The 24,624-nt window shown below is 63.9% G+C and carries 22 protein-coding genes and 1 tRNA gene; 18 read left to right on the forward strand and 5 right to left on the reverse strand.

Annotation, left to right across the window (positions count from 1 at the left end; all coding sequences use genetic code 11):
* Positions 1-6: 6 nt before the first annotated feature.
* The 13 genes from XI03_RS30075 to XI03_RS30135 all read left to right on the forward strand — a co-directional run bounded on the left by XI03_RS30075 (position 7) and on the right by XI03_RS30135 (position 14,979).
* A complete protein-coding gene (locus tag XI03_RS30075) occupies positions 7-966 on the forward strand; it encodes a transketolase family protein (protein ID WP_028141024.1) in 960 nt (319 codons plus the stop codon).
* Positions 967-974: 8 nt separating this feature from the next.
* Complete coding sequence (locus XI03_RS30080; RefSeq protein ID WP_028141025.1) at positions 975-2,081, forward strand: DegT/DnrJ/EryC1/StrS family aminotransferase; 1,107 nt, start codon at positions 975-977, stop codon at positions 2,079-2,081.
* On the forward strand, positions 2,071-3,189 hold the full coding sequence (locus tag XI03_RS30085; protein WP_271594142.1) for a DegT/DnrJ/EryC1/StrS family aminotransferase: 1,119 nt from the start codon (positions 2,071-2,073) through the stop codon (positions 3,187-3,189). Before XI03_RS30080 ends, XI03_RS30085 begins: the two co-directional genes overlap by 11 nt.
* Entirely contained in the window at positions 3,186-3,992 is an 807-nt protein-coding gene (locus tag XI03_RS30090; RefSeq protein ID WP_018322239.1) for a sporadic carbohydrate cluster 2OG-Fe(II) oxygenase, read from the forward strand. The genes XI03_RS30085 and XI03_RS30090 overlap by 4 nt, the downstream gene beginning before the upstream one ends.
* Complete coding sequence (locus XI03_RS30095; protein WP_018322238.1) at positions 3,985-4,377, forward strand: LIC12192 family sporadic carbohydrate cluster protein; 393 nt, start codon at positions 3,985-3,987, stop codon at positions 4,375-4,377. The genes XI03_RS30090 and XI03_RS30095 overlap by 8 nt, the downstream gene beginning before the upstream one ends.
* A 25-nt stretch (positions 4,378-4,402) precedes the next feature.
* Entirely contained in the window at positions 4,403-5,068 is a 666-nt protein-coding gene (locus XI03_RS30100) for a class I SAM-dependent methyltransferase (RefSeq protein ID WP_271594143.1), read from the forward strand.
* Positions 5,046-5,621, forward strand: a complete 576-nt coding sequence (locus tag XI03_RS30105) for a WbuC family cupin fold metalloprotein (protein WP_095426218.1) — start codon at positions 5,046-5,048, stop codon at positions 5,619-5,621. Before XI03_RS30100 ends, XI03_RS30105 begins: the two co-directional genes overlap by 23 nt.
* Positions 5,587-6,660: a lysylphosphatidylglycerol synthase transmembrane domain-containing protein gene (locus XI03_RS30110; RefSeq protein WP_271594195.1), complete on the forward strand. Its 1,074-nt coding sequence runs from the start codon at positions 5,587-5,589 to the stop codon at positions 6,658-6,660. Before XI03_RS30105 ends, XI03_RS30110 begins: the two co-directional genes overlap by 35 nt.
* Before the next feature lie 28 nt (positions 6,661-6,688).
* On the forward strand, positions 6,689-8,977 hold the full coding sequence (locus tag XI03_RS30115; protein WP_271594144.1) for a hypothetical protein: 2,289 nt from the start codon (positions 6,689-6,691) through the stop codon (positions 8,975-8,977).
* Between the two features lie 48 nt (positions 8,978-9,025).
* Complete coding sequence (locus tag XI03_RS30120) at positions 9,026-11,251, forward strand: hypothetical protein (protein WP_271594145.1); 2,226 nt, start codon at positions 9,026-9,028, stop codon at positions 11,249-11,251.
* 276 nt (positions 11,252-11,527) lie between these two features.
* Complete coding sequence (locus XI03_RS30125; RefSeq protein WP_271594146.1) at positions 11,528-12,745, forward strand: class I SAM-dependent methyltransferase; 1,218 nt, start codon at positions 11,528-11,530, stop codon at positions 12,743-12,745.
* Positions 12,738-13,931 carry a class I SAM-dependent methyltransferase gene (locus XI03_RS30130; RefSeq protein ID WP_271594147.1) on the forward strand — a complete coding sequence of 398 codons (1,194 nt, stop codon included), beginning with the start codon at positions 12,738-12,740 and terminating at the stop codon, positions 13,929-13,931. The genes XI03_RS30125 and XI03_RS30130 overlap by 8 nt, the downstream gene beginning before the upstream one ends.
* A gap of 13 nt (positions 13,932-13,944) precedes the next feature.
* Positions 13,945-14,979 (forward strand): Gfo/Idh/MocA family protein, encoded by a 1,035-nt coding sequence (locus XI03_RS30135; protein ID WP_271594148.1) that lies wholly within the window; start codon positions 13,945-13,947, stop codon positions 14,977-14,979.
* On the opposite strand, the gene XI03_RS30140 is transcribed toward XI03_RS30135, so the two are convergent.
* A complete protein-coding gene (locus XI03_RS30140; RefSeq protein ID WP_271594149.1) occupies positions 14,969-16,792 on the reverse strand; it encodes a hypothetical protein in 1,824 nt (607 codons plus the stop codon). The two genes, XI03_RS30135 and XI03_RS30140, sit on opposite strands and share 11 nt — an antisense overlap.
* Between XI03_RS30140 and XI03_RS30145 the strand changes: the two genes are divergently transcribed.
* The 3 genes from XI03_RS30145 (at position 16,792) to XI03_RS30155 (ending at position 18,719) form a co-directional block, all read left to right on the forward strand.
* Positions 16,792-17,298 (forward strand): hypothetical protein, encoded by a 507-nt coding sequence (locus XI03_RS30145; protein WP_028141038.1) that lies wholly within the window; start codon positions 16,792-16,794, stop codon positions 17,296-17,298. The genes XI03_RS30140 and XI03_RS30145 overlap by 1 nt on opposite strands.
* Positions 17,299-17,307: 9 nt before the next feature.
* Positions 17,308-17,814 (forward strand): hypothetical protein, encoded by a 507-nt coding sequence (locus tag XI03_RS30150; protein WP_271594150.1) that lies wholly within the window; start codon positions 17,308-17,310, stop codon positions 17,812-17,814.
* A gap of 143 nt (positions 17,815-17,957) precedes the next feature.
* Complete coding sequence (locus XI03_RS30155; protein ID WP_271594151.1) at positions 17,958-18,719, forward strand: glycosyltransferase family 2 protein; 762 nt, start codon at positions 17,958-17,960, stop codon at positions 18,717-18,719.
* Positions 18,720-18,839: 120 nt separating this feature from the next.
* On the opposite strand, the gene XI03_RS30160 is transcribed toward XI03_RS30155, so the two are convergent.
* Both XI03_RS30160 and XI03_RS30165 read right to left on the reverse strand, forming a co-directional pair.
* Positions 18,840-18,915 (reverse strand) — tRNA-Trp (locus XI03_RS30160).
* 94 nt (positions 18,916-19,009) lie between these two features.
* Positions 19,010-19,636 carry a hypothetical protein gene (locus tag XI03_RS30165; protein ID WP_038973059.1) on the reverse strand — a complete coding sequence of 209 codons (627 nt, stop codon included), beginning with the start codon at positions 19,634-19,636 and terminating at the stop codon, positions 19,010-19,012.
* Positions 19,637-19,845: 209 nt separating this feature from the next.
* Here XI03_RS30165 and XI03_RS30170 point away from each other — a divergent pair, with 209 nt between their 5' ends.
* Positions 19,846-21,069, forward strand: coding sequence for a serine hydrolase domain-containing protein (locus XI03_RS30170; RefSeq protein ID WP_271594152.1), 1,224 nt, complete (start codon positions 19,846-19,848; stop codon positions 21,067-21,069).
* Between the two features lie 167 nt (positions 21,070-21,236).
* Here XI03_RS30170 and XI03_RS30175 read toward each other — a convergent pair whose 3' ends face one another.
* Both XI03_RS30175 and XI03_RS30180 read right to left on the reverse strand, forming a co-directional pair.
* The gene (locus XI03_RS30175; RefSeq protein ID WP_028141043.1) at positions 21,237-22,004 is read right to left on the reverse strand and encodes an SDR family NAD(P)-dependent oxidoreductase; all 768 of its coding nucleotides are present in this window, start codon (positions 22,002-22,004) and stop codon (positions 21,237-21,239) included.
* An 81-nt stretch (positions 22,005-22,085) separates the two neighbouring features.
* On the reverse strand, positions 22,086-22,784 hold the full coding sequence (locus XI03_RS30180) for a histidine phosphatase family protein (protein WP_271594153.1): 699 nt from the start codon (positions 22,782-22,784) through the stop codon (positions 22,086-22,088).
* A gap of 134 nt (positions 22,785-22,918) precedes the next feature.
* Here XI03_RS30180 and XI03_RS30185 point away from each other — a divergent pair, with 134 nt between their 5' ends.
* The gene (locus XI03_RS30185; RefSeq protein ID WP_271594154.1) at positions 22,919-23,704 is read left to right on the forward strand and encodes an SDR family NAD(P)-dependent oxidoreductase; all 786 of its coding nucleotides are present in this window, start codon (positions 22,919-22,921) and stop codon (positions 23,702-23,704) included.
* Positions 23,705-24,624 lie beyond the last annotated feature (920 nt).

Below are 24,624 nucleotides of genomic sequence, written 5' to 3' on the forward strand. Positions count from 1 at the left end.
CTCCCCATGCGCAACACCGCGATGAACATGGTCCACAAGCTCGCCGCGCGCGACGAGCGTGTGCTTTACATCGGCTCCGATCCCGGCGCCGGCACGCTGCGTGCGATGAGCAAGGAGTTTCCCAAGCGCCATCTGATCGAGGGCATTTCGGAAGCGCACATCATCGGCATGTCGGCCGGCCTCGCGATGGAAGGCTTCGTGCCTTACGTCAATACCATCGCGACCTTCCTCACCCGCCGCTGCTACGAGCAGGTGGCCGTCGATCTCTGTTTGCACAATCTGCCGGTGCGGCTGATCGCCAATGGCGGCGGGCTCGTCTACGCGCCGCTCGGCCCCACCCACCAGGCGATCGAGGACATCGCCATCATGAGGGCGCTGCCGAACATGACGGTGGTCTGCCCATGCGACGCCGACGAGGCCGCGCGCATGATGGACAAGACGCTCGACTGGACCGGACCGATCTACATCCGGCTCGGCAAGGGCGGTGATGCCATCGTCTCGAAGGCCGAGCACGGCTTCGAGATCGGCAAGGCCATCCTGATGCGCCCGCCGGGCGACGTCCTCATGGTGACCACCGGCATCATGCTCCAGCGCGCCATCGCCGCAGCCGACCTGCTGGCCGCGCAAGGCATTCGCGCCGGCATCCTGCACATGCATACGGTGAAGCCGCTCGACACCGAAGCGCTGCTGCAGGCGATCCGCGGCATCAAGCTCGTGGCAACGCTGGAGGAGCACGTGCCCTCCGGCGGCCTCGGCAGTGCGGTTGCGGAGACGCTGATCGACAAGCTCGGCTCCGGCCTGCCCGCGATGCTGCGGCTGTCGCTGCCGGACCGCTTCATGCACAATTACGGCTCGCAGGACTCGCTGCTGAAGAAGCACGGCCTCGCGCCCAACGCCATTGCGACCTCGATCGAGCACGCGCTCGCGGCGTCGCGCACCTCCGCTCCTCAACTCCATTCCACCTGACGGGTCACATGTACGACGTTCGATATTCCTATCTGCTCGAGCAATTCTCCGACCCCGCCCCGATCCTGGCCGAGATCGGCCGGCTGGTCGCGACCGGTGACTTCACCCTTGGCAAGCCCGTCGCCGAATTCGAGAAGCGCTTTGCCGAACTGATCGGCGTGCGTCACGCCATCGGCGTCGGATCAGGCACCGACGCACTCAAGCTGCCGCTCAAGGCGCTCGGCATCGGCCATGGCGACGAGGTCATCACCGCCGCCAACACCTTCATCGCCACCGTCGGCGCGATCGCGGAAACCGGCGCCACCCCGGTGCTGGTCGACTGCGACGATTCCTTCTGCATGAACGTCGACCAGGTCGAAGCCGCCATCACCAAGAAGACCAAGGCGATCATGCCGGTTCAATTGACCGGCGAGGTCACCGACATGGGCAAGCTGATGGCCATCGCGCAGCGCCATAACCTTCCCGTCGTCGAGGACGCCTGCCAGGGCATCCTGTCGGAGTTCGCCGGCAAGCGTTCCGGCACCCACGGCATCGCCGCCGGCTTCTCCCTGCATCCGCTCAAGAACCTCAACGTCTGGGGCGATGCCGGCGTCGTCGTCACCAATGACGACGGCATGAACGAGAAGCTCCGCCTGATCCGCAACCACGGCATGAAGAACCGCGACGAGATCGCGATCCTCGGCTGCAATTCGCGGCTCGATTCCCTGCAGGCCGTCGTCGGCAACTGGCTGATCGGCCAGACCAGCGAGATCACGCGGCGCCGAATCGAGAACGCGGCCTATTACGACGCGGGCCTTGCCGGCCTGCCCGGCCTGCGCGTTCCGCCGCGCCGGCCCAACGTGAAGCACGTCTACCATCTCTACATGGTGTTCGCCGAACGCCGCGACGAGCTCTACCAATACTGCCTGGACAACGGCATCGAGGCCAAGATCCACTATCCGATCCCGCTGTATCAGCAGGAAGGCCTCAAGCATCTCGGCTACGCGCCCGGCACCTTCCCGGTCACCGACCGCCACGCCAAGGAAGTCATCAGCTTCCCCGTCGACCAGCATCTGACGCGCGCACAGCAGGACCGCGTCATCGAGACCGTCAGGAAGTTCTGCCATGGACGCTGACACCGGCCGCCGGCGCATCGGTTACGTCAATCTTCCCGCCCAGTTCGAGGAAGAGCGCGCCGAGATCATGCAGGCGGTCGAGGGCGTGTTTTCCCGCGGCGACTTCATCGGAGGCGCGGCGGTCGGAAAGCTCGAGGAGGAATTGTCCGCCTATCTCGGCTCGCCCCATGTCGTGACGCTGAATTCCGGCACCGACGCGCTGATCCTCGCCTTGCGGGCGCTCGACATCGGTCCCGGCGACGAGGTGATCACCCCGCCGAATTCGTTCGTGGCCTCGACCGCCGCGATCATCGCGGTCGGCGCCACGCCTGTCTTTGCGGACGTGCTGCCGGACCAGAACATCGATCCGGCCGCGGTCGAGGCGGCCGTCACGCCGCGCACCAAGGCGATCATGCCGGTACACCTGACCGGACGCATGGCCGACATGAACCCGCTGATGGCGATCGCGGACAAGCACGCGCTCGCCGTGATCGAGGACAGCGCCCAGGCGGTCGGCTCGACCTATGACGGGCGGATGAGCGGCACCATCGGCACGTTCGGTTGCTTCTCCGCCCACCCCTTGAAGAATCTCAACGCCGCGGGCGATGCCGGCTTCCTCGTCACTGCCGACGCCGAGCTCGCCGCAAGAATCCGCCGGCTGCGCAATCACGGCCTCATCAACCGCAGTGACGTCCAGGAGTGGGGCATCGTATCCCGGCTCGACACGCTGCAGGCCGAGGTGCTGCGCATTCGCCTGCGTCACCTGCCCTCCGTGATCGAGCGTCGGCGGCGCAACGCCGCGCAATACCGCGCCGAGCTCGCAGGGCTTCCTCTGTTCATTCCGCCCTGCCGCAACATCGAGTTCAACACCTTCCACACCTTCGTGGTGCAGACCGACCGCCGCAACGACTTCCAGAAATATCTGGCCGACAAGGGCATCGAGACCGCGATCCATTATCCGGTCCCGATCCATTTGCAGCCGGCGGCGGCGCATCTGGGTCAAGGCCGCGGCGCGTTCCCGGTGACCGAGCGGCAGGCAGACCAGATCCTCACGCTTCCCATCAACCAGTTCCTGTCGGCCGCCGATATCAGCTATATCTGCGCGACCGCCCGGGAGTATTTTGCATGACGGATACGGACTTCCTTCAGGCCGATGAGCAGGCGCTGGCGCAGCGCTTCATCGACAACGGCTTCGTCACCACGCCGGCCGACGATCGCGCAGGCCTCGACCGCATCCAGCGGCGCGCCGCCGAGCTGGCGGCCGATTATCTCAAGCTGCCGCACAGCAACGATCCCTATGCGATGCTGGACAGCATCCACACACGAGTGAGCGTGGACGATCTCAACGGCCTGCGGCTGCACGTCTTCAACGGCCTCAACGCCGAGCCGTGGTTCCGGCCGACTTATTTCCGCCTGGCGCGTTCGACGATCGAGACCATCGTCGGCAACGAGCTCTGCATGCAGCGCCGCGTCAATCTCAGCATCCAGATGCCCGGCGACGATTCCTCGCTGCTCGCCACCCATTCCGATGTCTGGTCGGGCGACTCGCCGTTCGAGGTCGTGGTGTGGGTGCCGCTGGTGGACGTCCACCACACCAAGGCGATGTATCTGCTGCCGCCGTCGCTGAACGGCGATATGCAGGACCGGATGGCAAGCCTGCGCAGCGCCGAGGAGCTGTACAAGACGATCAAGCCGCACGCGACCTTCATCGAGATCCCCTACGGTCACGTGATGCTGTTCAACCAGACCCTGATGCACGGCAATCGTGTCAACGAGGAGCCCGGCACGCGCTGGAGCATGAACTGCCGCTTCAAGAGCATCATGTCGCCCTACGCGGATAAGCGCTTCGGCGAGTTCTTCGAACCGATCCTGCTGCGCCCGGCGACGCGGGTCGGCATGCAATACAAGCTCCCAGGGGGCTTCCATGGCTGAGCGAGCCGGCCATCGCGGCTATATCGGCGCGCGGCCGCTGAACGGCAGCCGCACCCCGCAGCACGTCCAGAACATCGTGATCCGCGACTACGCGCGGCGCAAGAACCTGCAATTTCTGCTCAGCGCCGTCGAGCACATCATGCCCGGCAGCTACATGGTGCTCGAGGACATCCTGGACGAGTTGCCCCGCCTGAATGGCCTGATCCTCTACAGCATCTTCATGCTGCCGCCCGACGAGGCACGGCGACGGGAGATCTACGACCGCGTGCTGCGCGAGGGCTGCGACCTCCACGCCGCCGTCGAGGAGATCACGCTGTCGTCGCAGAAGGACATCCAGGCCGTCGAGGACATCCTGCTGGTCAATAAATACGCCACCATCCTGTGACGATGCCGCGGACCGGTTGGGCCCCATGAGCGAGATCAACCTGCTCCAACCGATGCACGCATCGACCAGGCGGAACTACGTTCAGCGCGTGGTCGAGCACGACAAGGCGGAATCGGCCACCGTCGCGCGGCAATGGGGGCAGGACTATTGGGACGGCGACCGGCGCTACGGCTATGGCGGCTATCGTTATGACGGACGCTGGCGCCCGCTCGCCCAGACCCTGATCGATCGCTACGGCATCAAGCCCGGCATGAGCGTGCTCGACGTCGGCTGCGGCAAGGGCTACCTGCTCTACGAGTTCAGCCAGCTTGTCCCCGACCTCGGGATCGCCGGCATCGACATCTCCGACTACGGCATCGCCAACGCCAAGGAGGAGGTGCGGCCGCTGCTGAAGGTCGGCAGCGCCGTCGAGCTCCCCTACCCCGATCACAGCTTCGACCTCGTGGTGTCGCTCGGCGTGCTGCACAACCTTCCGCTCGAGGACGTGTTCCGCGCGGTGTCGGAGATCGAGCGCGTCGGGCGCGGCACCTCGAAATATCTGATGGTGGAATCGTTCCGCAACGAGCGCGAGAAGGCGAACCTCCTCTACTGGCAGCTCACCTGCCTGAGCTTCCACGGCCCGGAAACCTGGGCGTGGATCTACGACAAATGCGGCTATCGGGGCGACCATGGGTTCATCTTCTTCGAATGAAGCCGGCCTGCGCCGGCCGACGTCGCTACGCGCGCAAAATCCGGAAGTGTATTATTCGGACGACGCCATCGTCACGGCGGATGACGCCACGATCGTCGAGCTGAAACGCATCGCCGCCGGCAACCCGCGTCTGCGCAGCCGGCTGTGCACGCACCCCGATCCCGCGTCCAGCCTGCACGAGATGCTGATCGTGCATCATCGCGAGGCCTATGTCCGGCCCCACAAGCATTTTGGCAAACCTGAATCGTTTCACGTGATCGAGGGCACTGCGCAGGTCGTGATCTTCGAGGATGACGGCCGCATTCGCGACGTCCTCGAGATGGCGCCCTACGGCCAGGGCAAGCGCTGCTATTACCGGATGCCCGAAAAGGTCTTCCACTCGATCCTGATCACCTCGGAATGGCTGGTGTTCCACGAAACCACCGCCGGCCCGTTCGATCCCTCACGCACGGCATTTCCCGACTGGGCCCCGGATGGCGGCGACGCTGCCGAGGTCCACGACTACGTCACGCGGATTGGTGCGCTCGCCGTGGAGCATCTGGCGAGACGGTAAATTTCCACCCCTATCGCTGCTCGACGATCCCGCCGTGAATGATCGAGGACGAAACCAGACAATGAAGCCGCCTGCAAAAGCACTGGTTACCCTGGTCAAGTTCGCGGTGTCGATCGGGATCCTGGTATTGCTCTTGCGCAGCCAGGACTTGTCGTCCCTGAAAGCCGATCTTCTCGCCGTCAACTTGAACATGCTGGCGCTTGCTGTGTTGCTGCTGTTCGCCCAGACCTTCATTCTCTGCCACCGCTGGATCCTGATCCTCCGCGCCATGAGCGTGCCCCTGAGATGGCTGGCCGGCTGGCGCATTCTGATCATCAGCACCTTTTTCAATCAGGTGCTACCCGCGGGCGGTGACGCGGTCCGGATCTGGATGCTGCGGCGGAATGGCGTGCAATGGTCGCAGACGATCGGCAGCATCGTGGCCGATCGCTTCCTGGCGCTGCTGGCGCTCGGTCTCATCGTCCTGGCGGGAATGCCGTTCCTGCTGCCTCGTGTCCACGACAACTCACTCCTTTTCGCGATCGTGACCGTTCTGGCGGCTGCATGCCTCGGCGCAATCGCCCTGGCGACGCTGGACCGGTGGCCGCCACGCCTGATCGCGGCCGTGCCGGCCAGGATCGTGCAATTCGCGATGCTGGTCAGGGCTCCGTTGCTGGCCGGAGGGCGGGCAATGTTGATCGTATCAGCCATTGTCGTCCACCTGATCACCGTTGCGACCTGCTATGTCCTCGCGATCGGACTGGAGGCGCCCCTCACCGCACTTGACGCCTTCGTGCTGGTCCCGCTCGTCATCCTGTCTTCCGCGGTCCCCATCTCGATCGGAGGCTGGGGCGTGCGCGAAGGCGCGATGGTCGCTGCGCTTGGCCTCGCCGGGATCGCATCCGACAAGGCGCTCGCGATATCGGTCCTGCTGGGTCTTGGCGGCCTGATCGTCGGGCTGTTCGGCGGGCTGGTATGGCTGATCGCGCCCGAGCGCACCGGCTTCAGCCCTGAGGAGGCGCGGGCCATCGCCGAACGAACCGATGCAGCGCCGGTCTAGCATGGGCAACGCCGGACAAGACCATGCGATGACATCTGCCGAGGTGCGTTTTCGTACCATCGTCGAGAGATGGTCGTGGCGCGCGCTCATTTTCGCGCCGGCCGCTCTTTCCATCTGGTGCCTGAACCGCGACGGCACTTATCGAACGCTGCTATTTGACGGTGGCTGGACAACGCGATTTTACGTCCTCGCCTGGATCGTCCTGACGCCGTATCTCGGCTGGTTCATCATGGCGACCGGCCGCCTGACGTTCTCGCTCATCAGGCACGAACCCACTCAGCGCGTCGACGAGTTCTTTGTCGGCGCGGCCACGCTCGTCTTGACGGGATTTGGGCTAGGCGCTCTTTCCATCCTGTACCCACAAATCGTTCTCGGATTGGCGATCGCGGTTCTGCTGTGGGACAGCCGCAGCTTTCGGAGGCCGCAGAAACCCGCGGTGACCTTGCCGCTGATCGCAACATCGCTGCTGGGTCTTTGGCTTCTGGCGACGGTGTTCCTCGACCGCGCCATCATACCCGATGTCATTTCGACCGACGTTCAACAGCTCTACGCCCCGTATCTGGCGGAGGTCGCGAGAAATCACAGCATCTGGCTTGCGGCCGACAATCCCATCTTCTCCGACTTCGAGATCGGTCACGGAAACGGGCTGCACCTGTTGCTGGCGACGTTCCTGCCGCCCCACGTCGCCCAGATCATTTCGTTTCTCTACTTCGTCGGGATCGGCGCCGTCATTTTCGAGCTCGCCCGCCTCGTTCTTCCATTCCAGGCTTTCGGACGCCGGTGCGAAGAGGCTGCGATCCCGATCGCACTCGGCCTGGCAATTCTCGGGCTTGCTTGGCCGAGGACGGTGCCGACCGTTACACCCGGCCTCCACATCATGGAGTTTGGAAAGTACCACCTTCAGACAGCGGCATTCTTCGTCTATTTCCTGCTGGTCGTCATCCGCTCTTCCCAAAGTCGAGACAGGCTCGCCGCCGGCATTTGCGCCTTTGCCGTCGCGGCTTCCTATCCGCTCTACGCCGCGTTCGTCTTTTTGATTTCGGCGTTGGGAGTGCTCACCAAGGCGCTTCAGCGCGACCTGTCCGGCGTCATGACCGGCGTGCTGCTCGGGGTCGGAGCGATCGCCGGGTGCATATTGGCCTTCTCCGTCAATTATCTCTACCTCGGAATCCCGGCCACCAACCCGTATTCGCTGTTCCGGGGCGCCGCATCGGTCGAGCGTTTCTCACAATTCGGAAGCCTCGATATTCTCGACTATTTCGTGCTGGCGCAGTCGCTGGAGGTCAGCGACTTCCTCAGCAAGGCGGGGTTGTTCGCCTTCTTCAAGCAGGTCAGGTCCGTTCTCCTCGTTGCCATTGCTCTCGCGGCGGCAACTTGCACCGTGGCTTACATCGACTCGAAGCTGTTTCCGGATCGCTCCGGCGCCTCGAAGTCGCAAATGTCGTTCAATGCTGTGGGGCTCTTGATCATCATCGCCTACGTAGCCAGCGTCCGGCTTCTGGATATGACGCTGAATATTCCGAGCCTGATCAGGCTATCCGTTCATGTCACCGCGCTATTCCCGCTCGCGACCGTGGCCATCGCCTGTTGGGCGCTGGTCATCGTGCGGCGGTTGGCCTCAACCTGGTCCCCCGGGCGCTACGCGCCTCATGTGGCCCTTCTGGCGCTCCTGATCACCTGCGCCTGGACAACCCTTTCCTATCCCTGGCAGAGCTTCAGGGACGACGGGACCGTCGCTTTTGTGACCGGGCGCCCCCTTCGCCAGTTGCCCCGTGTCAGCCTGGACTGGCAGCGCTGTGACGAACTGCAGCAATCGACGGGGTCTGAGCGCATTCTGCCTCTCAACGGCTATCGCGCGTTGGTGCCATGCTATTTCTCGCCGCTCCTCACGCGAGGCAAGGTCATTCATACCTATCAGAGCGATGTCGCGCGCGATTTCAAGAAGGTCGCGCTGGGGACTGCCGATACGGCGGAAACAACGCTTCGCGGGTTGGGGGTGAATCTCTTCTACGTCCAGAGGGAGAATTGCGATTTTTGGCTGAATGGGTTCTCAGACCTCTTCCAGAAAGAAGAACTGGCGAGACGTTTTGCGGTTCGCGCCGAGACTCCGCATTACTGGCTATTGACGTGGCAGGCTGGTGATCAGCCATTGACTCCGGAAACGGCAGCGGCAATCTCGACGCTGAGGACGAGATCGAAGGATATTTATCGAATGGCTTACGGTGTCGAGCCCTTTGAGGTGGTGAGGCACCAGTTGCCACCAGACGGCAAGCCAAGAGACCTCGCGATTCTCGATCAGCTGTCCAAATGCCGCTGAGGATTGCTGATTTGACGGCGGAAAGCGATCCTCCGCGGAGACATCTACATGCATTCCGGTAAACGCTGGTCTTGGGGAGGCTGGCGAACAAGCGCGCGCGCCGGCTTGATGACGGCTCCATTCCTCATCGCGGCCTTAGGCCTGCTGATCAAGGTTCCTCCCGAGGTCCAGTTCTTCAGCGGCGGCCCCTTGGTCGCCTGGAACAGCTTGTGTCTCGCTGTTCTCGCTCCCTACGTGGCTATTGCGTTTGTCGGAATGGGGGCCCTGCTCGTTCACCGGCTCGACGAAGGCAACGACCTCGACGCCGCCGATTTGCTCGTGCTGCAGTTCTTCGGCGGCGCTGCTCTGTGCGTCTTGATTGGCGTTTGCCTCGGTGCGGCGGGATTGCTCTTCCCGTGGATCACCATCCCATTCTTGACGGGCATCATCGCCTGGCACCTTGCGCGTCCATCCCGTGGCCGTTGGATACCATCTACGGCTGCGGAGTGGCTGCTGGTTGGACTAATCGGTTTGTCGGCCGTCGTGCTTCTGCTGGTGAAGGGCGTCGTGCTCGACGCGACGCGCGGTGATATCCCGCAACTTTATCTTCCGCTCCTCGCTGACCTGCAGAACCGCCACACCCTCTGGCTCGACCCCGAACAGCCAAAGCTGTTCTGGTTCTTGCTCGGCCGCGGCCACGGGGCCGACATGTTGCTCGTGAGCTTCGGTGGTCCGACGGCTCATCAAATCCTCTCGGTCGTCTACTTGCTGTCCATCGCGGCTCTGGTCCATCGCATGGCGGTGCGGCTGACAACGGGCTGGATACTGCCGGGATGCGCGGCCCTGATCGCAATGTGGTCGAGCTTCATCGGATTGGAGACGGGGCGCTTTCACTATGAGACCGGCGCCTTCCTCCTGTTCGTCTGTTGGGCAGGGCCGCTCTATGCCACCACCAAGGCCCGCGCGATCTTCCGCGCCTTGGTGCCAACCGTGATGTCGATCGCCATCATGGTCCCCCAGGCGGCGATCATCGCCACGGCCTTCTTGATGGCGGGAGCGGGCGCCGGCTGGTTCGCTCATGGCCCGCGCGGCATCGTGCGGCCACTCGGAGTGGCCGCAATCGGTCTTGGCACAGCGGCTCTCAGCCTTCTGGTCAACCAGATCTATCTCGGCATCGCCGAGGTCAATCCGATCGGCGTGTTCATGCCGCTCATCAACGTGGAGCGCTTTCGTCAAATCTCGAGCCTCGAGCTCATGGTCTACGTAAACAACGCGCAGGGCATCAAATATGCAGGATTCTCGATGCGCGACATCGTGGCTGCTTTCGGCCGCCTGCGGGAGGTGCTCTGGAGCCTATTCTTTGGCACGAACTTCTGGACATACCCGGCTTTCATTGTCGCGTGCGCAGCCTTGCTCAGAGTACGGCGCCCGCAAGGAAATGGCCCATTCGTCGTAGGTCTCGCTCTCTGCCTGCTCGCTGTCATCAGCCTGATCACACTCACCTCACATGGAAGTCTGGAGCGCATGCTGGCCTTCCGATCGGTCGCAACTCCGCTCATTGCCATTTCGATCATCGTGCCGCTCGCCGATCTCTTTCGGCGGCGTCAGTTGCAACTTCGCCTCGTCTCTCTGCCTTCTGCGATGGTGACGATCGGTTTGGCGGCCCTTGTCGCGACTGTGGTTGCGAGGTCGCAGGGCGAGATAACGCGCGTGCGCATGCAGGGCGCCTTGGCGTTTGTCACCGGTCGCATCGGCCTGGTTGGCACCTCCCCGTCCTTTGACGACCTCGATCCACGCCGCTGTCGGGAGGTTTCAAGTCACGTCCCTGCTGACTGGCACATCCTCCCCGTCAATTCCGCTTTGCGTTTTCTGCCGACCTGCGCCGAGTCCCCTCTCCTGCCATCTGGCCGGGTCGTGGATACCTTGCATCCGGTGTTTCTGCCCGATTATGGAGACGTCCTGCTTGGGCCCGCCCCAATCAGCATTGCCGCGCTACGCCGCCGCAATGTGAACGCCTTTTACATAGAGGGCGACCGGCTGGATTTCTGGGCGCATGGGCAAAGCCCGCTTTTTGATTCAGACAGCATGCCGCGCAATCTAGACGTCCTCCACGTCGGAGCTGATTACATCTTGCTGACATGGAAGGGCTTGGGAGCGCCAATCAGCGACGAACAGGTTGCAGCAATCACCGCGCTACGGAACCGCAGCCGCGTGACCGGTCCAGGCAAAGACTATTGGGATGGTATCGCAACGCTTGCGGCGTGGCGGTCCCGGCAAGACTCTACCGAAAAGTGAGCGGCCGCGCGCTTCCGCCTCCACCGCGGCGCGGCAAAGAGTCTTCGCGCGAAGCCGGACCCCAACCTGAATAGTCACTGCAAAATCCTGCCGAATCGGCTCTGTTTTTCGCGAGTCCGACGATCGGATAAGATGCCGGCGGACAGCGTGGGGGATCTCAACTTATCAATTGAGGTGCACGCTGTGGCCCTATATAGCCGTACAATGGCTGCCAGCCGCGGGCCGTAACGGCTCGGAACGCCGATTCCAGACCTGCTCCTGCAAAGAGTTAAAGCCGTGACCGACCATTGCCGCCTTTGCCATTCGACCAACCTGCGTCCGGTCATCGACCTCGGACTGATGCCGATTGCGCATCGGCTTCGGCATAGCCGAAACGAGCAGGACGAACGCTTTCCGTTCGAGGTGATGGCCTGCGGCGATTGCGGCCTGCCCCAGATCGTCAAGCCGATCGATCCAGATATTCTGTACCGGCAGTTCAACTACAATTTCAGCAGCTGGAAGCCGGAGCCGCATCAGGCAGACGAGCTCGACACCATCGCGCAATTCTCCAAGCACCAGTCCGTGTTCGAGATCGGTTGCAACGACGGGCTGTTCATGGACAAGCTGCGCGAGCGCGGCACCAAGGTCATGGTCGGCGTCGAGCCCAATCCGGTGTCGGGCAAGATCGCCCGCGAGCGCGGCATCAAGGTCTATGCCGACATGCTCAGCCCGGCGATGGCCCACGATGCTGTCGCTCAGTCCGGCAAGTTCGACCTCGTCATATCGCGCCAGGTGCTGGAGCACATCGTCGATTTCGAGAACTTCTTCGACTGCGTCAAGATCGCGCTCAGCGACGACGGTTTGCTGTTCATCGACGTGCCTGATTTCGCCCCGGGGTCAGCGGAGGGAGACCTCTCCGTCCTCTGGGAGGAGCACGTCAGCTATTTCACCGAACCGACCCTGCTCGCGCTGCTGGCGCGCCACGGCTTCGAGGCGGTGTCCGTGAAGAAATACAATTTCAGCGGCGGAAGCCTCGCGATCGCAGCCCGCCGTGCAAAGGGCGCCGTGACGGCGCCGCCCGCGCCGTCCGGCGTTGGCGAGAAATTCGGTCAGCGTGCGAGAGAGTATGGCGCGCGTCTCCGCCCGATTCTCGAAAAAGCCCGCGCCAACGGCGCCGAGATCGCCATCTACGGTGCCGGCTGCCGCGCCTGCACCTTCACCAACGCCCACGAGCTTGCGAATCTCGTCGACCTCTCGGTCGACGACCAGAAGGAGCGCCAGGGGCTGTTCCTGCCCGGCACCGGCATTCCGATCCGTTCGCCCGAGGATCTCACCGCCAAGTCGGGTCCGCTCGTCTGTCTTCTCGCCGTGAACGAGGAGAACGAGGCCAAGGTCAGCAGCCGGCTGCGCGAGAGCGTGAAGCGTCCGCTCGAGATCGTTGCGATCTTCGCGCCGAACGACATCTGGAGCGAGCTCGATCGTCTCGAGGCGGCGCTAAGGTCGCGGCATGGCTGAGGACAAGCTCTTCAACTATTACGAACGTCAGGATGTTCTGCCGACGTTCGGGAATTTCAAATCGTCCACCGAGCTGGGGGCCTACGCCAGCCAGCGGCGCGAGCTGTTCTCGGACAAGCTGGTGCTGCCGCCGCGGCTGTTCCGCGATGCCGATGTGCTCGAATTCGGTCCCGATTCCGGCGAGAACGCCCTGGTGTTTGCCGGTTGGGGCGCGAACATGACGCTCGCCGAGCCGAACCGGCATGCACACCCGAAAATCCAGGCCTACTTTGCACATTTCGGCCTGACCCAACGTCTCCGCGAGCTCGCACTCGCCGACGTCGAGGGCTTCCGCAGCGAGCGCCGCTTCGACATCATCGATGCCGAGGGCTTCATCTACACGGTGCAACCGAGCGAAAAATGGCTCGGCATCTTCCATCGGCTGCTCAATCCGGACGGTTATGCCGTCGTGTCCTATTACGAGCGCTACGGCGGCTTCTTCGAGCTCGCGCTCAAGGCGATCCATGCGGCCGGCAAGGCATTGGGCGGTCGCGCTCCGCTCGACACGGCAAAGATGCTGTTCGAGGCGAAGTGGGACAGCATTCCGCACACCCGCAGCTTCGAATCCTGGCTGATGGACGTGCTGGAAAATCCTTTCGTCCGGCATCGTTACTTCCTCGACGCGGCCACCTTGTGCGCGGCGGCGCATCAACAGGGGTTCGACGTCCATTCGGCGTGGCCCGCCTACCGCGACAGCCTCGACATCTACTGGCACAAGAAAGTCCTGTCCGGCGACGAGAAGCTGCATCGCGCCAGACACCATCTCGACCGCAGCCGGCTGAGCTTCCTCGGCGGACGAAAGCTCTATCTGGTCGGCAAGGCCGATGCCGTGCAGGCGATCTCGGCCTCGATCGAGGCGCTGGTGCTCGACGTCGATGGCATGATCGACGATCCCTTCGGCGAGAGCCTGCCGCGCGTGGTCGCCGGCCTCGCGTCGCTGCGCGAGACGATCCGGACCACCGACATTCTGGCCGACGATGCCGCCGACATCGACGCCATCATTGCGACGCTCGACAGCTTCCATCGCATCTTTGGCGCAATCGGGCGACGGGATGCGTCTGCGGTCGCCGCCCTCACCCAGTCGGATGCGGCCTTCATCAACATTTGGGGACAGCCGGCGCATTTCCTCGTGATCCGGAAGCGCTGAGGGATCGTAGCCAGTGAAGCCAGGCATTGGCATCATCGGAACGGGCATGGTCGGCCAGATGTGCCACCTCGCCAATTTCGCTGCCAATTCCGCCTGCCGCGTCGTCGCGATCGCCGATCTCCGGCCGGACCTCGCCGCCGCCGCGGCGCAGAAGTTCGGCATCCCCCGGGTTTACAGCACGCACCGGGAGCTCCTCGCGGACAGCGCGGTGTCCGCCGTCGTCGTCGTGACGAAGCGTCGTGCCACCGGCCCGATCGTCCTGGACGCGTTGAACAGCGGGCGGCACGTGCTGTCGGAAAAGCCGATGGCCTACACGACGGCCCAGGCCAGTTCGCTGGTCGAAGCCGCACGGCAGCAAAACCTCGTCTACAGCATCGGCTACATGAAGCGTCACGATGCCGGCGTGGCGCGGGCGCTGCAGGTGCTGACGCGCCTGCGCGAAGACCAGTCGCTCGGACGCATTGTCCGGGCCGAGGGCTGGTGCTTCGGCGGCGACACCGGCCGGTCGCACGACAATTTCGTGATGACCGGCGAAGCGCGACCGGACGGGATTGAACTCTGGCAGGATGGCCCCGACTGGATGCCGCGCGCGGCGCGTCCCGGCTTCGATAATTTTCTGAACGTCTTCAGCCATATCATCAACCTGGCGCGCTACCTGCTCGGTTCGTCGCCGACGGTCGCCGAAAGCGCGATCGAGGCTTCGGGTGCCGGGCGCATCACGCTCGACTTCGACGGCATCGCCTGCGCGCTGGATCTCGTGAAAGGCTCCGAAGGCAGCTGGCGCGAGGGGCTGACGATCGATTTCGAGCGCGGTGCGGTGACCCTGGAATTGCCGCCACCTTTCGCCGAGCAAGAGGCGGAGGTCATCGTCGATCACGATGGTCAGAGCACGCGGCTGACGGGCGAAAAGAGCTGGGCATTCCGGCGCCAGGCCGACGCCTTCGTTTCCGACGTCGCCGCGCGAGGCGTACCCTTGGCCTCCGGCGCGGATTCAGTGACCGACATCGCGCTTGCGGAGACCGTCTGGAAACAGCGGGCTAGCGGCTAGGCGCGGCATCCTTGCTTGCGCCCTCGAGCGGCAGGACGCCCGCGATGGGCCCAAGCTTGATCGTGACCTGCGCAAGCTGAGCCAGGAACTCTGCAACATCGCAGCGCGCCAGGAACCGGCACGCATAGTACTTCCGCACCAAGGTCTGGTTCGGTGCGGCTCCCGGGCCCGGCTGGAACGAGATCGTCGCCTGCGGCCCCGTCGGATCGAAATGATGGAATGCACTTCCCGGAGCTGTCCGCGCCTCGTCCATTCCCCGCAGGATGTCGGGCCGCTCGGCGCGCAGTGCAAATCCGAAGAACGGCTGATTGCCCCAGGCAAGTCGCAGCATGCCGGTGACCTCGGCGAGGCCGAACGGCACGTGCCGTGAGGGGTAGTCGAAAAAGCCGTCATCGAGCGCATAGACCGTCGCCGCGGGCTGGGCGCGGCCGGCAAGGTTGCGCGTCAGGGCCTCCTGCTTCAGCGTTCTCGCCTGCATGAAGACGTAGTCGCTCCACAGCATGCCGATCGACATGATCAGGCCCGATCCGAATATGGCTGCAAAGGCGATGCTGGGACTGGTCCAACGTTCGGCCAGCCGCTTGATTGCGAGAAACGCCAGCGCCGACGGCACACCCAACATCAGCAGATGACGGCTCTCGTAGAAATGCGTCGACGACGGCCGCAGGCCGGCGATCAGATAGGGCGACGACAATGCGAGGAACAAGACCAGGGCGAGCACGAACGGCAAGGCGATCGCGGTTCCGGACGCGGCCGGCTTCGTGTCGGCGCGCAGCAGCAGCAAGACGATGCCGACGAGCACCGCCGCCAAAATGAAGAGCCCCGGGACGACAATCGCCGCGCGCAACGCGTGGGCCAGGACGTCCCTGTAGCCGGTGATGAAGAATGCCAACCATCCCTTCGCCAACTCGCCGAGCGTCGGGAAATGGGCATCATAGTGCTGCGCATACACGCCGATCCGCTTGAACCAGATATTGAGCGTGCCCCAGTAGATCAGAGGAAGCAGGATCAATTCCGGATAACCCAGGGCGCAGCGCCAGGCTGCGAGCCATGTGCGGCGAACGAAACCGTCCGTCGCCTTCCCGCCCCGCCAAATCGCAACGAAGAGACCCAGCATCACGAAGGCATAGAGCACGATCGTCGAGTTGAGTGCGAAGCTCAGCAGGAACACGAGCGCACAGGCCACGCGAAGCAGCACGCGCCGCAGGCCGCGGGCACTGAAGGCCAGCGTCAACAGCCATGCGCCGACGAATAGCAATCCGAAGCTGAAGACGTAGACCGCGTTCGCCTTGCCCGCCCAAAGCTGATAGCCGGGATAGGTCCAGACGATCAGCGCGAAACCGACCGCCTCGGCGCGGTCGAGCAGACCGAGACGCGTTGCGGTGAGGGCGAGCGATATAGCGCCGAAGACAATTCCAGCAATCGCCAGCGAGACCATCACGACAACCGGGGCGCCCGTCCAGTTCGCGAACGTGTCGTAGCTGTAAAAGATCGGATGACCGGCGCCGTTCAGCAGGAAATCGATGTTGATGAAATAGTCGGGACGCGGCTTGAGCACCAGCCAGTCGTCCATGAAGAGACCATCGTTCACGAGCATCGGCGCATGCGCAGCCAATAGCACGACGAGGAGGACGACTATCGCACGCAGCAATGGGGACATCTCGGACGGAGGAACGGCATCGCCGGCAGGATTCGCACGCCCACGTGACGTCCGCAAGGCGGGATGATGGGCTCCCTTGACCGGAAAAATGCGACCTTTTATAGACTTTTGCTCTGGCTGGGCCTCAGAGGCGTCCGGGACGATTTTCCGCAATGAACATGCTCCCGGGCCCGGCGCAAGCCGCTGCGATTGGTCTCAGTGTCGCGCTGCCGCTGCTGTTGCTGTGCTACGCGCGCATCGCCGCCACCGGCGGATCCGGCCGCCGCTTCCGGCTCGGCTGCATCAGCATCTTGGCCCTTTACGCGATCGCCTGTCTCGCGCTTCCCGGTCAACGCCATTATGACGACGTGCTTGGCGGCTTGTTCCTGCTCGCGACTGCGATGATGTTTTTCTACATCCTGTTCAGCCTGCTCGCCTGGGGCTTTACGCTGACGCTGCTCACGGCACTCGTTAAGGCCGGGCGTCCCCTCACCTGGGAGCAATGGGCCGTAGCCTACATGCAGGGCGGAGATCTCGGCACCTTCACGCACAACCGCCTGAAGCTCCTGGTCGGCGCGGGGATGTTGACCATTGCAGACGGCAGGCTGGCTCCGACGGCCAAGGGGGTGGCGGTCGCGCGTCTCGTCAAACTCGTTCGTCTGTCGACGGGCCTTGGGTAAGAGGCCGCGATGTCCTTCGTTGTCGGATTCCTCGCCGCCGTCAGCTTCGTCCTGCTGTCGCCTGCCTTGCAGCTCATGGCCCGCGCTCGCGGATGGCCGGTTGGAGCCGTGACCCTGCTCGCGATCGCCGCGATCCTCACCCACGGTCTCGGCGTGATGCTCGGAATCCTCGTCGTCCCGGAATTCCAGTATTGGGACGCCGCGTCGATTTTCGGTTTTTGCGTCATGGGTTACGTGTTCGCTTTTGGCGCAGTGTACAAATCGGTTTCCCTGGAGATTCTGCTCGGCATCGTCGACCGGCCCGAGCGGAAGGCTCCGCTTTCCGAAATCGTCGAACGGCAGGTTCCAGATCTGTTCCAGGGACGAATTGGGAACCTGGTCGACGGCGGCCTTGTCGAACCGGTGGATTCACACTTCGCGGCGACGGCGGCGGGCCGAAATATGGCAGGCCGCGTCGGACAGCTGCGCCGCGCCTTCGGTATCGGCGATACCAGTCTCTATGATTTTTCCGAATAGTTGCCGGGAACACACACATCGCCGGTTTCGTGCCGATTGTGCAGGGCATATCTGCAGGCCCCTTATTGTTCGGTCGGCGCAGATGACCTAGAGTTGCGCTGGGGTTCCACCAGTAAAGAGTGGCCGGCAACAGGCGGCATAAGATGACACCTTCCAGGGCGGCAAAGAGACTTACGATCGTCATCCCTGCACTGAACGAGCAGGACAAGATCGCCGACACCATTGACGGCGTGCTGCCGCTCGCCCGCGAGCTGCTCGACGATTTCGAGATCTTCCTGATCGACGACGGCAGCACCGACGCCACCGGCGCGATCATGGACGAGTTCGCGGCCGGCGAGCCGCGCATCGTCGTGCAACATAACGCCCAGCCGCGAGGTGTCGGTGCCGGCTTCGAATACGCGCTGTCGCGCGCGAAATTCGATGCCATCACGCTCATTCCCGGCGATCACGCCTTCCAGAACGAGGGTATTGCCCGGATGTTCAAGGCGGCGGGCGCCGCCGACCTCGTCATCACCTATCGCGACAACCAGTCGGACCGCTCGGTCAACCGCTCGCTGCAGTCGCATTCGCTGCGGTTCATCCTGAACTGCCTGTTCGGCTTTTGGCTGTCCGACTACCACAGCATGATCGTCTACCCCGTGAAATGGCTGCGCCAGATCGCGGTCAAGGCCGACGGCTACGGCTATCAGATCTGCGCGTTGATCTCCCTGCTCCAGCTCGGCCTCACCTATGTGCAGGTGCCCGTGAGCCTGAACGCGGAGCTGAAGGGCTCCTCCCGTGCGCTGCGGCTGCGCACCTATTTCGAGCTCGGCGGCACCATCGTCTCGCTGCTGCGCCGCGTTCCCATCCGGCACGTCGACCTCAGCCAGGTTCCTACCGACGCGGAACGGGCCCCGGCGCGCTAGTCGAGGGCCTCGTCGGGCTTTGCCTTGGGAAATCAAGCTGAAGGGCTGGCGCGCGGCGATTCGTCCGCGGGACGCCTTGTCCCTATCCTGCCAGCATCTCGCTTAAGTGATTGATTTGACTGGCAGGAGTGGCAGGGCTCGAACCTGCGACCCCCGGTTTTGGAGACCGGTGCTCTACCAATTGAGCTACACTCCTACGGACCCTGCGTTGCCCCAGGATCAGGGCCGCTTTCAAGCACAGAGAGCGGCCGGATTGCAAGAGCGAAGCGGGTGCCATGCGCGACTTCGCGCTAGGCCCCCCCATCTTTCAGCAGCCAGTTGCGGTAGATCTCCCCGTAGCGCACGCTCACCTTGTCCACCGGGGTTTGCGTCGCGTTATTGTCGATAGCAGCCTGCACCGCCGCCCCAACGATCCCCTGCCCGGTATAGAGCGCTGCGTTCAGCTCGGGATAGGCGACGATCAGCGCACCGGTTCGGGCATCGACGAGATTGGCGTCCGCGATCATGCCGCGATGGCCGCCGATCACGACACGCTGGATGGCTGACGGGAACAGCAAGCTCTTCACCCGGATGTCGAGCCGCACCGGCCGCGTGCCCGCCAGCCGAGCGGCCAAGACCTGCTCGACGCCGGCCTTGATCCGCGGCGTCAGCAGGCCTTGAACGAAAGCCTTTACCTCCGGAGCGTCGGCCATTGTTGCCGCCTGCTCCAGGCTGACCGCCTTCGAGTCCGCATAGGCGCGGAGACCGTCCTCCCACTGTATGCGTGCGTCGGGTGCAAAACTGACCGCAACGCCGGTCAGCTTCATGCCGGCTATGTCGCTCTGCGACAGCGAATTATTGGCGGCGGTTACGCAGCCCGCAAGCGCAAGCATTCCGCCCAGCGCGACAATCCGCGCCAGTCCCAGCAGCAATCTCAACAACGCCCCCTGTCCCCGTAACCCAATCTCAGCCCGGCCCAAAAATAGGGTGTTCCGCCCGCTGCTGTCTACCCCGAATTGTATTGCCGTGCACAAGGCCGATGCCGAGCGTCCGCTGCAGATGTCACCGCGCCGAATGCATCTGTTCTTCACGGGGCTTCTGAGCCACACTTTTCCGATCGACCAAAAACAAGAGCCCGGGAGCCTCCATGAACGCCCAAGCCGCCACGAAAGCCACCTCGACGCCGCTGACCCCGCCCTTGCCCGAGGCCCGCCCGGAGACGCTCGGGCTGTCGCGTCCGCGGCTCCAGGCCTTGTCGGACGCCTTCAGGCGCGAGATCGACAAGGGAACCGTTCCCGGCGTCACCGTGCTGGTCGCGAGGCGCGGCCAGGTCGGTTGGTTCGAGGCGCTCGGCCGACAGAGCCCGGCGGCTGCGGCGCCGATGGCGCGGGATTCGATCTTCCGAATCTTCTCGATGACCAAGCCGATCGTCTCGGTCGCCATCATGGCGCTGGTCGAGGACGGCCACCTCCTGCTTAGCGACGCCGTCGCAAAGTTCATCCCGGAATTTGCCAGCCAGCAGGTCGGCATCGTCAAGGACGGCAAGCTGGAGCTGGTGCCGCCGGCGCGGCCGATGACCGTGCAGGACCTGCTTCGCCACACCTCGGGCCTCACCTACGAGCACCAGGGCGACGGCCCCGTGCACAAGCTCTACCAGGAGTCCCGCGTCCGCAGCCGCAAGATCACCAACGCCGAGCACGCCGCCCTGGTGGCGAGCTTCCCGCTGGTCTGCCAGCCCGGCGCGGAATTCAACTACAGCCGCTCCACCGACATCCTCGGCCGCATCATCGAGGTCGTCAGCGGCAAGTCGCTCGGCACGTTCCTCACCGAACGCGTGCTCGCGCCGCTGCAGATGGCCGAGACCGGCTTCTCGACCTCCGAGGCCAATGCGGGCAGGCTCGCCGAGCCTTTCGCGGCCGATCCCTGGACTGGCGACAAGGTCGCGCTGTTCAACATGCACGAAGCACCGGTGATGGAGTCCGGCGGCGGCGGCCTGGTCTCGACCACGATGGACTATGCCCGCTTCTGCCTGATGCTGCGCAACGGCGGCACGCTCGACGGCCACAGGATCATCGGCCGCAAGACGCTGGAGCTGATGGCGTCCGATCACCTCGGGCCGCACGTTCAGACCAACGGCACCCTGCTCTCGCCCGGCCACGGTTTTGGTCTCGGCTTCGCGGTGCGCCGCGAGGCCGGCATCGCGCCCTTCCCCGGCAGCGTCGGCCAGTATTTCTGGAGCGGCATTGCGGGGACGTTCTTCTGGATCGATCCGAAGGAGGATCTGTTCGCGGTGTTCATGAGCCAGGGCCCGGGCCAGCGCGATTTTACGCGCACGCTGGTGCGGGATCTGGTTTACGCGGCGGTGGAGTAATCTCCGCTCTCGTGCCCCGGACGCAACGCAGCGCGTAGCGGTGCGTTGCTGAGCCGGGGCCCACGTCTCCGCGATCTCGTTCTTGGCTTTCTGGGTCCCGGCTCTGCGGAGCAGCACTTCGTGCTGCGCCGCGTCCGGGACACGAGAAACTCAGCGCGTCGTCAACCTCAGCTGATCGTCGCGCCGCCGTCGATCACCATGGTCTGGCCGGTCATGAAGTCGCCGGCCCTGGACCCCAGGAACACCGCGGCGCCCGCGATCTCGTCGGGGATGCCGATGCGCAGGAGCGGCGAGCGCGCGGTCGAGGCCTTCAGGTTCTCCGGATTGTCCCACAGCGCCTTGGCAAAATCGGTCTTGATCAGGCCGGGCGCGATGCAGTTCACGCGGATGTTGTCCTTGCCGTATTCGCAGGCGAGGTTGCGCGCGAGCTGCATGTCGGCGGCCTTCGAGATGGCGTAGGCGCCGAGGATGGTCGAGCCTTTCAACCCGCCGATCGAGGAGACGATGATGATGGAGCCGTCCTTGCGCTCGATCATCTGCGGCACCACCATCGAGATCAGCCAGTTGTTGGCAACGATGTTGTTGTCGAGGATCTTCCTGAACTGATCGTCGGAGATGCCGGCGAGCGGACCATAATACGGGTTCGAGGCGGCGTTGCACACCAGCACGTCGATCTTGCCGAAGGCGCGGTTGCTCTCATCGACGAGGTTTTGCAGATTCTCTTTCGATGAGATGTTGGCGGCAACCGCGACCGCGGTGCCCTTGCCGAACCTGTCGTTGATGCCCTTGGCCACCTGCTCGCAGACATCGGCCTTGCGCGAGGAGATCACGACCTTGGCGCCGTGCTCGGCCATGCGCTCGGCGATCGCAAGCCCAATGCCGCGCGTCGAGCCGGTGATGACGGCGACTTTCCCCTTCATGTCGAACAAGGTCATGTTTCTCTCCCAGATTGATTTTGGTATTCACGTCGAGATTCCGGGCCTGGTCCTTCGGACCATCCCGGAATGACGCCTTACTCACGCCAGCTTCTTGACTTCCGGTCCCGCGGGCTGATGCATCGCCGCATGCGCCGCATCCGCGATCCACGGCTGCTGGTTCACCATCGGCAGCCGCCAGACCTTGCGCTCGGGAGTTGCGAAATAATCCAATCGCGTCACCGAGCAATTGTCGATGTCGAACGACAATCCCCGCTCCGGCTGGCCGTCGAGCGCGAGCCCCAGCGCCGCCTTGATGGTGCCGCCATGCGCGACCGCGATGATGTCCTGGCCTGCCGCCTCGGCGTTGATCCGCTCTATGGTGCGGCGCGTGCGGTTGTAGAGATCCATGAAGCTCTCGCCGCCGGGCGCGGGCTCGTTGATGTCGGCAAACCAGCTCGTGCCCACGGGGCGGCTGGCGATGAACTGGGCGCGGTTCATGCCCTGCCATCGGCCGAGATTTTGCTCGGCAAGGTCCGCTTCCCATGTCATCGACGCAGGCCTTGGGAAGCCGGCCGCCCAGATCGCTTCCGCGGTCTGGTGCGTGCGCACCAGATTGCTCGAATACCAGACCGCCGTGCGTGGCAGCACCTTGGCAACAGCGTTGAACACATAGGTATCGCTGGTGTCGCAGGCGATGTCGCTCTGCCCGTAGATGTTGCCGCCGTCGTTGCGCACCGGCGCGTGACGGACCCACCACCACCGTGTCATGACCACATTGGGCTTGTCTGCGCCTGCCATCGAAACCCTTCCATCCCGTTTGATGTCGCTGTACGTCAGGTGTGAACCTGTCTCAAGACACTTTACCGTTTGAAATCTTGTTTGAAATTCCGTCGCGCGGCAAGCGTCGCGCGGGGCACCACAGGGAGAAACGCATGGGCCGCCTGCAAGGCAAATCCGTCATCATCACCGGCGCCGGCAGCGGCATCGGTCGCGCCGCCGCGCTGCTGTTCACCCGGGAAGGCGCCAAGCTGATCGCGGTCGATCGCACCGAGGCGGTGAAGGAGACCGTCGACGAGGTGAAGAAGGCCGGCGGCATCGCGGAAGCCATGATCGCCGACGCGGGCTCCGAGAAGGACGTCATCGCCGTGATCGACAAGGCGGTGAAGACGCATGGCCGGCTCGACGTGATCTGGGCCAATGCCGGCGTCTCCGGCGGCCTCGTCCCGCTCGGCGAGCAAACCGTAGAGCATTGGCAGGAGGTGTTGCGCGTCAATCTGATCGGCCCCTTCCTCGCGGTGAAGCATGCGATGCCGCACATGGTGAAGCAGCAGTCCGGCGCGATCGTGCTGACCGCGTCCGTCGCAGGCCTCAAGGCCGGCGCCAGTGGACATCCCTATGCCGCGAGCAAGGCCGGCGTGATCAGCCTGGTGCAGACCACGGCGTATTCGCTCACCGGAACCGGCGTGCGCATCAACGCGGTGTGCCCGGGCCTGATCGAGACCGGCATGACAAAACCGATCTTCGACCGCGCCAAGGAGCGCGGCACCCAGGACAAGATCGGCCAGCTCAATCCGCTCAAGCGCCCCGGCCAACCGCACGAGCTCGCGGCGATGGGCCTGTTCCTGGCCAGCGACGAAGCCTCGTATGTGAACGGCCAGGCGTTCCCGGTCGACGGCGGCCTCACCGCGTCGATGCCGTATACGGGCAAGCCCGTTTAACTCTCGCGTGTCCCGGACGCGCTGCAACGCGAAGCGTTGCTGCGCAGAGCCGGGACCCAGCCGAGACCGCACGGCTCGCTGACGCATGGGCCCCGGCTCTGCAGCGCACCGCCGAAGAGGCGCTGCGCAGCGTCCGGGGCACGAGAGCAGCGTTTGGCGCGCAACTGCATCAACATCGTCATTGCGAGCGTAGCGAAGCAATCCAAACTGTCGCTGCGGAAGGACTCTGGATTGCTTCGCTGCGCTCGCAATGACGGCGAGTGAAGTAGCAACGCCCCCCACTCTCGTGTCCCGGACGCGCTGCAGCGTTCTTACGCTGCTGCGCAGAGCCGGGACCCAGGAAGCCGCAGCACGTGCTGATACGTGGGCCCCGGCTCTGCAGCGCACCGCCGAAGAGGCGCTGCGCAGCGTCCGGGGCACGAGAGCTTGGTTCAACGATAGACATAGTCCGTCATCCTCGCGGCTCATCTCGCCCGAGCTTTGCTTCGTCTCTTCACCCTCATAATTGAAAGAGGGCGCAGGGAAGACCGGGAGCCCGCTGGCACCCGAGGTCCACTGTGCGAAGTTGTAATAAGAAGTCTGCACAGCGGCATACAGGTGTAGCCAGGACATCCCGGCCTTCCCTGCGCAGTGGTTTTACGGCTTATGTCGTGATCTCCCCGGGGAGCGTTGCACTATTGCCCCCGTCGCCTTGCGGATGGCTGATGCGTGGGCCCGGTTGGACCGCACACATCACCACAAGACTTGGCGCACAGACCCCGGGCGCCAGGACCACACGATTTTGCCGTACGCGGATCACACCGGTCGTGTGCGCGAGGTCTTCGCTCACGGCTCTCCGCCCTGCGAAGCTTTTCGCGCCGATGTCACCTGCGTCCACCGCCGCCCGGCCCGCGTTCGTGACGATCGCGATACGCCCCTCT

This window comes from Bradyrhizobium sp. CCBAU 65884, assembly GCF_028128835.1.
GTDB classification, from domain to species: Bacteria; Pseudomonadota; Alphaproteobacteria; order Rhizobiales; family Xanthobacteraceae; genus Bradyrhizobium; species Bradyrhizobium ottawaense.